This is a genomic window from Acinetobacter sp. WA-87 (assembly GCF_039938935.1).
Classification (GTDB): domain Bacteria; phylum Pseudomonadota; class Gammaproteobacteria; order Pseudomonadales; family Moraxellaceae; genus Acinetobacter; species Acinetobacter seifertii.
Window position 1 is genome coordinate 84,522 of sequence record NZ_JBDUVF010000004.1, and the last position, 13,243, is coordinate 97,764.

The window sequence follows — 13,243 nt, forward strand, 5'->3', positions numbered from 1 at the left end:
GGCATGAACTCAAGAGTACAGGTGTCTTATCAACCTATTACTGATATTGAATTTAGCGGATTGCACTTAATTGAAGCTTCGGCGGGTACCGGGAAAACCTATACACTGTCGAGTTTGATGGTACGTATTTTCCTTGAGAAATATTTACCGCGCCAAGTCATTGCGACCACGTTTACCCGTGCTGCTGCGGCCGAGTTGAAAAGCCGAATTCGTGCACGTCTGGTCGAAACCTACCGTTATTTAGATACTAAGCGGAGTCTGACTGAAAAAGAGATTCTTTTACAGGCTGAGCTTGAATCTGACTTATTACTGCAACATGTTCTCAAGCATTTTGCGACACGTATTGCCTACGCCTGTGAACGTTTAAAGCTTGTCATCGATCAGCTAGATGAGTTGTTTGTTGGAACACTCGATAGCTTTAGCCAAAAGCTATTACGTGAGTTTGCTTTTGAGAGCGGCAAAATTGAACGTGCTCAAATTACCGATGATGCTAAAGCCTATAGCCGCCAACTGATTCATGATGTACTACGTGAATGGATACAGTCTCAGCCTCAAACTGTGATTGATGCGTTGTATCTGGCAGGTGAGTTAAAAAGTGTCGACAGTTTTGTCAAACTGGTCGAAGACTCACTAAATTTTAGTTCGGCTCATTTTAAACTTCCCGAAAAGCCTACCATTGAATTTGAACAGCTTGCTCAGCTCAAACAGTTGGCAACAGAAATTGATATCAGCCTTTTAGAACCGTATTACTCGCTTGATGGTGAACACTATAAACATGTAAGCGGCACAGTATTTCGTAATGGGGCGTTTAATAAATTATTTAGCGAGTATTTACCGCAGCTTTTGCAAGTTCTCACCCAAAGCGACAGTATTTTAGTTTTTGATGGATCTTTGGCAGCACAACGAGAACTTATTTTTAAGTTTTTAGGCCAACTTGCCGATCAGAAAGTTTTTAAGAAATGTCCTGCCGAAATTTCAGATGGATTCTATCAACATCCTTGTATTCAGCAGATTCAGCAGTTATTTGGTGTGCTGAAAAACTACGCTGAACAGTTCGATCAGCTTCATATTTATTTAAAAGCCTATTTGTGTGTAGAAGTTAAGAAACGTTTACCTCAGATTTTACAAAATAAGGGTGAGACGACTTTTTCTCAGCAAATTCGCACTTTGTCAGAAGCGCTAAAAGGTGAGCAGGGGCAGCGTTTTGCAGTATTTGTTCAGGCTCGATATCCCTTAATTTTAGTCGATGAATTTCAAGACACTAACCAAGACCAAGACGATATGCTCGCCAGCATTTGGCGCCATCCAGAGCGTTACCAAAAAGGTTGCATGATTATGGTAGGTGACCGTAAGCAGGCAATTTACGGTTTCCGTGGTGGGGATATGCTCACCTTCTTAAATGCCTACAAAGATATTCAGGCAAAGCATGGTCGCGAATATAAGTTAATTCATAACCATCGTTCAGTCGCTGACTTGGTTGAAGTGGTTGATGCCTTATTTCAAAGGCAAATCGACTTCGGTGAGCAAGTTCAATATGACCCGATTCGGGCAGGGACTCGACCTCACCCAGCTTTAGTCGATCAAAATCAGCCTAACCCGCACCCTTTACGTTGGCTTCTGCTAAAAGACAAGGAAACGGAAGCACAGCAAGTAGCATGGAAGATTCGGGATTTACTCAACCAGTCACATACTGGGCAGTTATATCTTCAAAAAGATACTCAGACCCAAGCTTTAAATGAAGATGATATTGCGGTCTTGTCACGCAATCATGATGGCCTTGATAGAGTTCAGTTTGAATTAGAACGTTTAGGAATACGCGTTAACCGACCATCAAAACGAAGTGTTTTTGATTGCACAATTGCTCAAGATGTTGGGGCCTTACTCACTGCGATTCTTCATCCTTACGATGAGGCAAAAGTGAAACGAGCTTTGATTAGTCGATTGTTTGCTATGGATCTAAAACAACTGTTGCAACTTGAGCAAACAGCTGAAGGTTTAAGCCAGTTTATGACAGGCTTTGATGCTATTCGGGAATTGTGGTCGGCTCAGGGTTTTTTAGTGGCATGGCAGCAATGTTTAAACCAATTTGGTATTTGGAAAAATCTGGTTGCTGTCCAGAGTAAAGATAATGAGCGTGTCGTGGTGAACTTGCGTCATTTGACCGAAATTTTAAGCCAACATAGCGAGAAATATCAGGGTGCGCAAAATCTCTATCATTGGTATCTCAAGCAATTACAATCGCCGCTTGACCGAGAGTGGGAGCTAGAGCGTAGATTGTCGAGTGAAGCTGGCGTACAGCTCATGACTATTCACCAGTCGAAAGGCCTTGAGTTTAAAATTGTCTTTTTGCTTAGGGCTGATAAGCCATTTCGGGAAAATAACAAAACACTCAATTTCTCAACTCAAGATGTCACTACGCCTGAATCTGCTCAAACCGTAACACAACGAGTTGTTGCGATTGCCGATAAAACGTATTTAAACGAAACCGAACTGAAGCAGCATGAAGAACGGGCTTTGGCGGAACAAAACCGCCTTTGGTACGTGGCTTTAACCCGGGCTAGTCATCGTGTTTATGCGCTCATGCAAGATACAGATGGCAAGTCTGTTTCAGGTTTGGCATTTTGGAAAAATAGAGCTGAACCTTTCCAGCACCGTTGTTGTACCGATGAAATGATTTTGGAGCAGCCACCTGCTGCCATGCATTTAAATCAACATATCAATATTATTGAGATACAGGCACAACACTTTCCTGACCAGCGCTTTTATTCGAGAGGCAAAACCAGTTTTAGTTATCTGGCACAGCATTTAAGACATAAAGTGGGTACAGATTTACTCGCGAGCCAGAATCATGAAGCTGTTTTAGCTGAAGATGAACTCGATCAGGTTATTTCTGTTGAAGTGACCGCAGCACAGCCAATTAGCTGGATCAAAAGCAACTTTCCTAGAGGAACACTTGCAGGTAATTTCTTACATGAAATTTTTGAACATATCGATTTTCAATGTGCAGATGAGTGGATAAGTGAAATACGTCGTCGTTTTAAAAATGACTATAGTAGTTTGTGGCAAGATTTATTAATCAAATACCAAGAAAGCTTTCCCGAAGAACAAGAAGCGGAATATTCGCTTTATCACGCTGTGGCGACATGGTTGCAAGAGATTCTAAATACGCCGTTATCTCAAGGTTTTCGTTTAAATCAGTTACAACCAGAGCACTATTTATCAGAGTGTCCTTTTTATTTGGCCCTGTCAGATCGTGTGTTAGCCATGAAACGTATTCAGCAGCTGTTTGCTGAATATGGTATGGAAATGCCTGAGTTATTAGAGGCTCGTTCCGCACGCTATTTAAATGGTTCGATAGACTTGGTTTATTTTGATGGGCAGCGTTATCACATTGCTGACTATAAGAGTAACTACTTGGGTGAAAACCTTGCCGATTACAGTGTAGAAAGTATTGCTCAAAGTATGTCTTTAGCCAGCTATTGGCTGCAAGCAGGCCTGTATTTGGTTGCGTTACATCGTTATTTAAAAGTCAAAATGCAAAATTATGATATTGAGCAACACCTAGGTGGGGCGACTTATCTTTACTTGCGTGGTATGAATGGCGAAGCTGAGCAAGGTTATTATTATTGGCAGCCAAGTACAGAATTTGTTCTACGACTTGATGCTATTTTAGGGTACTTTGCTGAGGATAAAATTGCATAAAAAATGCTGATAAATGATCTAATTTTAGAATTAACAAATACTTGGGGTGTGGATAATCCTGTCTATAACCATGTGGACAAGCGTGTGGAAAACTAGGTGGATAAGTGTGTGGACAATCTAAATAGCCCTGAACAAAGCGATTTAAGCTGGTTAACGACTTGGAGTACCTTTCTAAATCAAGCTCCGTTTACTGCACAGACACAAGCTCCAGAGGCAGCTTGTTTTTTGCAGCAGCTTATTGAAGCGAGCTTGCAAGGTGACAGTTGTATTGCGATTAGCCCAGAAGAAACAGAAATACTTGGTCAACTGGCGATATCCGCAGAACAAGCGATGACTCAAGTTGCCCCTTGTGTCCACGACGGGCAGGGGTTGGCATTATACCGATATTGGAACCTAGAGCAACGTCTAGCTGAGCAAATTCGTCGATTAAAGCAACAACCAATTCAACCAGTTTCGTGTGAAGAGCATTTAAACTTACTCACTGACCCACATCAGCAATCTGCTTTGCAAATGGTGACTCAGCAGAGCTTAAGTATCATTACAGGTGGGCCGGGGACAGGTAAGACGTATACGCTGGCTCGTATTATTGCTGTACTTAGCCAAGCTATCCCTCATATTCGTGTGGCGATGGCTGCTCCGACGGGTAAAGCTGCACAGCGTATGCAAGAAGCCTTACAAAACTCGTTTAACGACCCCAAGCTTCTTGAGTCAGGACTAGTTAGTGATGAGCTAAGAAACCAAAGTACCCAAACTATTCATCGCTTATTGGGTATGGGGCATAGTCAAACTCCACGTTTTAATCAAAAGCAGACTTTGCCTTATGACGTTATTGTGGTGGATGAGGCCTCTATGCTGGATTTAAATCTGGCAACGTTATTATTTGAAGCGGTGCCTGAGTCTTGCCGAATTATTTTGCTAGGCGATGCCAACCAGCTTGCTTCCGTAGACGTTGGAGCGGTACTTGCAGATTTACAGCAAATCGACGCTTTGTCTGAAAACCGTGTTCACCTTCAAACCAGCCGCCGTTTTGCAGAAGGTGCGTTAATTGGGCAAGTGGCACGATTTATTCAAATGCAAACCAGTCAAATCAATCATGAGCAGGTTTTGCAGCAATTTGAAATTGATATTGTTCAGGTTTCAGAGTTACGTTCAATTCCTTTAGAAGTTGATATGCCCGATGTGGTTCAGCTCGAATACTTACCTGAAGAGTCACCTATAGAGCTAGAAGCTTACTATCAAAAGTTGATGGTGGGTTTTCAAGGCTATGTGCAAAGCCTAAAAGCTTATTTACAAGATAATCGCTCAATTGAGCATATTGAAAATATCGTTAAGTCATTCGATGACTACCGTATTTTAACTGCTGTACGTCATGGACCATTTGGCTTACAGCAACTTAATCAATATGCCGAACGCTGGTTACAACAACAGCTGGGTATCGTGACTTTAGGAGGGTGGTATGTTGGTCGTCCAGTTATGATGACTTATAACGATTACCAACTTGGCATTTCAAATGGTGACATTGGTTTATGTTTTGAACACCGTACTCAGCCTCAACAGTTTGAAGTGTATTTTCCAAGTTTAAATAAATGGGTTGCTGCAAACAGACTACCTAAAAGTATTCAAAGTGCATTTGCCTTAACCATTCACAAATCGCAAGGCTCTGAATTTACACATACTGCTGTAGTTCTCGATCAGGCTGCCAAGAATTTGCTAAGCCAAGAACTTATTTACACTGCGATTACACGAGCGAAAAAGGTAGTGAGTCTTTTGGTTCACCCTGAGGCTTTATTACAATCTTTTACAGTTCGTACGACAAGAAGAAGCGGTTTAGTTGAAAAGGTTAATCGGTTAGTTCGTTAAGTCAAACTTAATATTTTGACCTTTGTAAGAAAAAGCTTACATAGATTCGAGATATTTGCTGCTAGAGAACACCCCCTGTTTTTGAGATTATAAACGCACAACGAGCTTGGCAAGGAATGTCGGGCAAAATCGCACAATAATAATAACTTAAGTCGAGAGACTGCGAACTTACAATGAAGTAGGTGAATAAAGAGGAAACTTACAGCCGCTAAGCCTTGTAGTTTTGGGAGAGACTACAGGGCTTTTTTATATTTTGAGTTTTTATCATGTCAAATAAATTAAATAAATCTTTATGTATTTCACACGATTTCTTGTCCTTATTATCAACAATTTAAACCAATCGTATTAATATATTTATTTGTAATATGATTCTTAAATAGTCATTTTTCCTGTGAATTGTTAAGTTAAATGTTATACAGAACCGTACGTTATTTAGCTGTTACAGGCAAACGCCAAATATTAGACAGACCTGTACGTTTTTGCTTACATGATGATAAGAAAAATACTACTTTTCTTCATAATTGGATATGAGAGAATACATCCCATAAGGAAATAGAAATAAAAACAACGGAAGTGAGTAAAACTAGAAGAAAGATGTATAAAGCATCTCACATATAAAAAATAAGAACAGCGATAAACACGATAAATAAGAACTACAGCGCCAAAAACCCAAGCAGAAATGCTTGGGTTTTTTATTTTATAGCTAGATTATTGCTATTTAAACTAGATCTGTTTCATGTGAGTCACTACCGAACAATGAACGACGTTGATCTCTAGGAATTCGAGGACATTGGCTAGAAATTTGATAGAGCAGATTTGCCAAAGCAGGCAGATGAGTACCTACTACGGATTTTCCAGTAGTCAACAGAGAAACGCTAATATCACGCTCTGGATCGGCCCAACATAAAATATTGGAAAAATCAAGATGACCAAAAGCTTGACCAGTCATTGGACCAAATAAACCTACCGGATTGCTACCGAGCATTGGACCTAATGCATAACGCATCGGGATTAATAAGGTTCGATCAATATTAACTCCTGTGGTCGGTAGAGTTGCTCTAAAAATTGTTTTCTCACTTAAAACTTGTTTGCCTTGATAGCTTCCACCACTCAAGAGCATTTCGAAAAAACGTCCAGCCTGTTCGGCACTCGTATAAATGTTACCGGCAGGACAAATCGTATCCATAAAGCGGCTGTCATTAGTGACATCTACAGCGAGTTGTAGACCACCGCCTAATACATGATTGAGATAATGGTCTGTCCCCAAGCGAGGATGTAAGCCTGTTGCACAATTGAGTGCGACTTTTGCACGATATTCTGGTTTCAAACCATAGTTAAAATAGGGCATACCCATTGGTTTTTCGATGGTCTCATGTACAAACTGACGAAGATCTTGTCCTGTGACCCGTTCAATAATTTCTCCCAAAATATAACCTGCAGTTACAGCATGATAGGCGAGGTGATTACCTGCAGGGGAAGCGGGTCTTGCTGCATATAGACGCTTTAAAATTTCATCTTTATCAAAAAGCAGTTCAGGAGTGACTTCGCCGTCTATATACGGGATGCCGCCACGATGCGCTAATAAATGAAAGATCGTCGCACGGCGCTTCCCATTTACACCATATTCTGGAATGTAATAACTGACAGGGTCGAGTAAGTTGATTTCACCTTTTTCATCTAAAAGATGAATCAACATGGCAGTAATCATTTTTGAGGCTGAAAATAAGCAAACAGGAGTGTCAGGCGTTGCAATGAGTGCATTATTTTGCAGACCTGCTGGAGAGTTCCCTTGAGCATAGCCGATGCTTCGATTTAATAAAATTTTCCCTTGTCTACGTAAACAAAAAGTAATGAGCGGATAGTTCCCGGTTTTATAGAGTGACTCAATACTTTTCCAGATCTTTTGAACCTGATGTTCATTCATTCCGCCCAGTTCGGCAGGCACTTCATCTTTGTGATGAATGACCGATCCAATATCGTCTGGTACCGGACAGGTATTAGTCGAAAATATTTTCACACGTCCCTCGCGCTTCTTTCTTTTTATTGAAGGCCAAGTGTGCAGGGTTGAGACGCTGATGTCAGTGTCTAAAATGACAGGTAACTGAAAACAATTTTGCAATCCATATATAGATACCTTAAAATAGGCGACTTGCTGTAGTGATGCACGGCAGTCAGTTGCGCTCAACTGATTCATATCATTTTATTTTTTAAGCATCTCGGAGAAATCGAATGGCTTTAACTAATGCAGACCGCGCAGAGATCATTGCTAAATTTGCTCGCGCTGAAAACGACACTGGTTCACCAGAAGTACAAGTAGCTTTATTGACTGCTCAAATCAATGATTTACAAGGTCACTTTAAAGCTCACAAACACGACCACCATAGCCGTCGCGGTTTGATCCGTATGGTTAACCAACGTCGTAAATTACTTGACTACTTAAATGGTAAAGACCACGAGCGTTACACTGCTTTGATCGGTGCTTTAGGTCTACGTCGTTAATTCGATTTTGCTTTGTTTTCGGTTTATCGCATGTTGCTATGCTTTGTTCCTGAAAAGAAAGTTTCGTCTAATCACCGTTAGGCGATTTATAGAAGGGGCGCTTGTGCGCTCCTTCTTTGCGTTTAATATTATTTAAAATTTTTGGTCTAGTGTGATGGCTTCTAAGCTTTGTCATTTATCTACCAATTGGTGTAGTCTGAATGCCAAACCTTAGGGGTCTCACTAGAATAAAATTAGGAAAATACAATACATGTCAATGTTTAACATCGTTCGTAAAGAATTCCAATTCGGTCAACATCAAGTCGTTTTAGAAACGGGTCGCGTTGCTCGTCAAGCGAATACAGTTTTAATCACAATGGGTGGTGTAACTGTTTTAGTTGCAGTTGTTGCTCAACCTAAAGCAAAAGCGGGTCAAGATTTTTTCCCGTTAACAGTTAACTATCAAGAAAAACAATATGCAGCGGGTCGTATCCCTGGTGGTTACGGTAAGCGTGAAGGTCGTGCGTCTGAAGCTGAAACTTTAATTTCACGTCTTATTGACCGCCCAATTCGTCCATTGTTCCCAGAAGGTTATTTCAACGAAATTCAAGTAACAGCAACAGTTGTTTCTTCTGACAAAACTATGGATGCTGATATCGCAGCAATGCTTGGTACATCAGCAGCATTGTCTATTGCTGGTACTCCTTTCCGTGGTCCAATTGGTGGCGCACGTGTTGGTTTAATTAACGGTGAATACGTTTTAAACCCGAATTTTGAACAACTTGCTCAATCTGACCTTGACCTTGTGGTTGCTGGTACAGAGTCTGCTGTATTAATGGTTGAGTCTGAAGCGAAAGAGCTTTCAGAAGACCAAATGCTTGGTGCTGTGCTTTTCGGTCATGACGAAATGCAAATCGCGATTCAAGCAATTAAAGAATTTGCTGCGGCTGCTGGTGCAGTTGAATCAACTTGGGTTGCTCCAACTAAAAATGAAGCACTTCTTGAGCAATTAAAAGCAGCTTTCGAAGCTAAAATTTCTGAAGCATATACAATTGCGGTTAAACAAGACCGTTATGCAGCACTTGATGCACTTTATGCAGAAGCTGTAGCTCAGTTCGTTCCTGAAAATGACGAAACTGGTATTGCTGACGAAGTAAACGAATTATTTGAAGACCTTAAATACCGCACAGTACGTGACAACATCTTGTCAGGTAAGCCACGTATTGATGGTCGTGATACTAAAACTGTTCGTGGTATCGACGTTCAAGTTGGTGTATTAGACCGTGCTCACGGTTCTGCATTATTTACACGTGGTGAAACTCAAGCGTTGGTAACAACAACTTTGGGTAATACTCGTGATGCGTTAATGGTTGATACGCTTTCTGGTACTAAAACTGACAACTTCATGTTGCACTACAACTTCCCTGCATACTCTGTAGGTGAAACAGGTCGTGAATCTGGTCCTAAACGTCGTGAAATTGGTCATGGTCGTTTAGCACGTCGTGGTGTTCAAGCAGTTCTTCCTGCTGCTGACCGCTTCCCGTACGTGATCCGTATTGTATCTGATATTACTGAATCTAACGGTTCATCTTCAATGGCTTCTGTATGTGGTGCATCATTATCACTTATGGATGCAGGTGTTCCACTTAAAGCGCCAGTTGCAGGTATCGCAATGGGCTTAGTGAAAGAAGGCGAGCGTTTTGCTGTACTTTCTGACATCTTGGGTGACGAAGACCACCTTGGCGACATGGACTTTAAAGTAGCAGGTTCTGCAAACGGTATTACTGCACTTCAAATGGACATCAAGATCGAAGGTATTACTGAAGAAATTATGGAAGTTGCATTAAACCAAGCATTTGCTGGTCGTATGCACATCCTTAATGAAATGAACAAAGTAATTTCACGCGCTCGTCCTGAAATTTCAATGCATGCTCCAACATTTGAAGTAATTACAATTAATCCGGACAAAATCCGTGACGTAATTGGTAAAGGTGGTGCAACTATCCGTCAAATTACTGAAGAAACTAAAGCTGCAATCGATATCGAAGATAACGGTACAGTTCGCGTATTTGGTGAAACTAAAGCTGCTGCTAAAGCTGCGATTGCAAAAATCCAAGCGATTACTGCTGAAGTTGAACCAGGTAAAATCTATGACGGTAAAGTTATCCGTATCGTAGAATTTGGTGCGTTCGTAAACATTATGCCTGGTACTGATGGTCTTCTTCATATTTCGCAAATCTCGAATGAGCGTATTGCGAACGTAACTGATGTTCTTAAAGAAGGTCAGGAAGTTAAAGTACAAGTTGCTGATGTTGACAACCGTGGTCGTATCAAATTGACTATGAAAGATATTGAGCAAGCATAATTGCTTAACTCACTAATAAAAAAGTCCGCTTGATGCGGGCTTTTTTTATGGCATGATGCAAGTAATACACAAACAGATCGACGTGGTATGCAGGTTTATTATTTTTATCGTCATCAAAAGGATGGCTATGTTTTTTTGAGCCGAGAAAAGCACACTGAACATGTTCTAGAGTTCTTCTGGATTGATAGTGTGAGATCTGATGTTGTTAACCATAATGAAGAATGGCAACAGAAAATTCAACAGCTTTCAGATGTCGCAATTAATGAATTTCATATGCGAGATATTGCCAATATTGAGCATCCTTGTGCCTTTGATACGCTTGAAGAATATGATCTGCTCATTTTCAAAAAGCTCGTGACACCTGATGATGAAATTAAAAATGGGGAAACTCACGAGAGTGTATTTGGCTTAGCCACCACGCCAATTAGTTTTATTTTTACGCCTAAAGTTCTGATTAGCGTACGTGAGCAGGGCAACAAGTCGATTGAAAATTATATTCAGCGTCTTGAAAATATTTTATGTAAAACCTTAGAAGAACAAAACAAAACCCGTAAGTTGCCTAATTCACCTGTAGATTTGTGTTTACGTCTGCTCAATAGCATGGTGGATGGTTATCTGGATATTCGTTCACCTTTAACTAGAAGGGTCGAGCACTGGCAACAACAACTATTACAGGGCAATCGCCGTTTTAAACAATGGCATCAACTGTTTCATGAAAATATGGCCTTTCAACAGGTCGAAAATTTATGCGAAGAGCAAATCGAAACCTTGCAAGAGTTTCGAGATGAAATTGTCGAAAACTATCATCATGTGATTGGTGAGCGGACACATAGTTCTCAAGATCTTCTGTTAGTTCGTTTGAATGATTTAATGAGTCATGTCGAACGTATTCAAAAGCATACTTTACGTTTACGTAGCGCTATTCAGTCGGCGATTGATTTGCATTTCTCAGCGATTGCGAACCAGACCAATGAAAATATGCGTATTCTTGCCATTATTACGGCCGTATTTGCACCGCTTACACTCTTAACAGGTATTTATGGAATGAACTTTGAGTTTATTCCAGGGCTTAAGTCGCCAGTGGGTTTCTGGATTATGCTCGGTGTCATGTTGCTCAGTACGGTTTTCTTGCTTTACTACTTCTATCGACAGCATTTGGTAGGGCGTGGCGAGAAAAGTGTTATTGATTTATTGGCTCAGCAGCATCGCCAAGAGCGTATGAATTTGTTCTGGTTTTTGGAATATGAACCGATTAAGCAGACTTTGAAGGAAGTGGAGAAGATTACTCGGTTGAAGTAATAGGAATTTTCAAAATCAGTAAAGTTGATTTGTTAGTACTGCCTCAAATTTAGGGATTAATTTGATACTTATTGCATAGGCATATCCTTACTTTTGACTGGGCAAAAGTAACAAAACCCCTTTCTTGGACTGACGGTACATCCATGTTACCGCAGCCCAAAAGGCGGCATCCATGCCGCCCATCACGTTAGCTCATACCTGTGTGAAAGATTATTTAGAAGAAAAAATCTTAATGAAAATGCTTCAACTGTTTTCTAAGTTGTTGCACTTCATCAATCAAATCTAACATCACCGCAACTGCTGCCAAACTTGCGTCAAAGTCACGTTGTAAACGATACGCTTTACGAGCACGAATGACATCTTCACCCATGAACTGATGTTTTTCAGGTGTACTTTCAATCACTAAAATGTCGTACTCAATAAGCTCTAAAATCCAGTCCGGGCTTTGACCACAGGCTTGGGCAAATTGTTGTAAGTCAAATGTAGATTGTTCATCAACGACTTCAGCACTAAAGGTGTGGCCGTCACATACAATTTCTCGATAATGGATGGTTGTCATGATCTTGCTCCCTAATGAGATGAACGAGGTTCGAATGAAGCAAAGGCTTCAGCCAATTGCTGATACGCTTCTTTTTCTTTTTCAGAATGTGCAGGCGGGAATACAATATTTAAAATTAAATAAAGATGGCCTGGCGTTTTATTTGGTATCCCTTTGTCTTTTAAACGTAGCTGTTGTCCTTGTTTTGCATTTTTAGGTAAATTGACATGTAATGGCCCAGCAGGTGTTTTTACTTCAATACCTTGACCTAATGCGGCCTCCCAAGGTGCTACATCTACAGTTAAATATACATCACTGCCTTCGACATGAACACGATCTGTGTCTTTATACTGAATCTCGATGTAAAGATCGCCGTTGGCACCACCATTGATACCACTTTGTCCTTGTCCGCTTAGGCGAATTTGTTGGCCTTCCTTCATGCCTTTCGGTATTTTCACCTGTAGGGTTTTACGTTGTACCTCAGGCTCACCATAGACATTCACAGTCGGAATTTGTAAGGTAATCTGTTGTGTTGATCCATGGTAGGCAATATCAAGATCAACCTCTATGCTGGCATGCTGATCTTCACCTCGGTAACTACGTTGTTGCCTTTGGTATTGTTGTTGCCCACCGCCAAAACCAGCACCAAAACGGCCGAACAAATCCTCGAAACCGCTAAAATCAGCTTGTTCACCACCGCCGCCCGTAAAGCCCTGACGATAAAAACGCGCGCCATCAAATCCACCTTGAGCTGCACCTTGACCAAAGTCATTAAAGCCCTGTGGGTGATCTAACATTTGGTCATATTCAGCTTTTTTTTCTGCATTGCTTAACGTGTCATAGGCAACGTTAATCGCCTGCATTTTTTCTTCTGCATCTTTTTCTTTGCTGATATCGGGGTGATATTTACGAGCTAATTTCCGATATGCTTTTTTAATTTCATCAGCAGAGGCTTCTCGTGTAACCCCTAATTCTTCATAATAATTTTTGGCCATAATGTT

At 40.8% G+C, this 13,243-nt stretch carries 8 protein-coding genes; 5 read left to right on the plus strand and 3 right to left on the minus strand.

All coding sequences use genetic code 11. The annotated features are described in order from the left end of the window. Positions 1–3: 3 nt before the first annotated feature. Positions 4–3,702 (plus strand): UvrD-helicase domain-containing protein, encoded by a 3,699-nt coding sequence (locus ABFY81_RS12880; protein ID WP_347913915.1) that lies wholly within the window; start codon positions 4–6, stop codon positions 3,700–3,702. A 108-nt stretch (positions 3,703–3,810) separates the two neighbouring features. Continuing rightward, positions 3,811–5,562, plus strand: a complete 1,752-nt coding sequence (recD, locus tag ABFY81_RS12885; protein ID WP_347913916.1) for an exodeoxyribonuclease V subunit alpha — start codon at positions 3,811–3,813, stop codon at positions 5,560–5,562. 718 nt (positions 5,563–6,280) lie between these two features. Here the strand turns inward: recD and ABFY81_RS12890 are convergent. Then, complete coding sequence (locus ABFY81_RS12890) at positions 6,281–7,579, minus strand: serine hydrolase domain-containing protein (RefSeq protein ID WP_347914011.1); 1,299 nt, start codon at positions 7,577–7,579, stop codon at positions 6,281–6,283. 212 nt (positions 7,580–7,791) lie between these two features. Between ABFY81_RS12890 and rpsO the strand changes: the two genes are divergently transcribed. The 3 genes from rpsO (at position 7,792) to ABFY81_RS12905 (ending at position 11,704) form a co-directional block, all read left to right on the plus strand. Beyond that, on the plus strand, positions 7,792–8,061 hold the full coding sequence (gene rpsO, locus ABFY81_RS12895) for a 30S ribosomal protein S15 (RefSeq protein WP_001229357.1): 270 nt from the start codon (positions 7,792–7,794) through the stop codon (positions 8,059–8,061). A 256-nt stretch (positions 8,062–8,317) separates the two neighbouring features. Continuing rightward, positions 8,318–10,405, plus strand: a complete 2,088-nt coding sequence (gene pnp, locus ABFY81_RS12900; RefSeq protein WP_171220364.1) for a polyribonucleotide nucleotidyltransferase — start codon at positions 8,318–8,320, stop codon at positions 10,403–10,405. Between the two features lie 87 nt (positions 10,406–10,492). Beyond that, positions 10,493–11,704: a magnesium transporter CorA family protein gene (locus ABFY81_RS12905; protein ID WP_049065194.1), complete on the plus strand. Its 1,212-nt coding sequence runs from the start codon at positions 10,493–10,495 to the stop codon at positions 11,702–11,704. A gap of 229 nt (positions 11,705–11,933) precedes the next feature. Here ABFY81_RS12905 and ABFY81_RS12910 read toward each other — a convergent pair whose 3' ends face one another. Beyond that, positions 11,934–12,263 (minus strand): chaperone modulator CbpM, encoded by a 330-nt coding sequence (locus ABFY81_RS12910; RefSeq protein WP_068935766.1) that lies wholly within the window; start codon positions 12,261–12,263, stop codon positions 11,934–11,936. An 11-nt stretch (positions 12,264–12,274) separates the two neighbouring features. Beyond that, positions 12,275–13,237, minus strand: a complete 963-nt coding sequence (locus ABFY81_RS12915) for a J domain-containing protein (RefSeq protein WP_068935763.1) — start codon at positions 13,235–13,237, stop codon at positions 12,275–12,277. Positions 13,238–13,243: the final 6 nt, after the last annotated feature.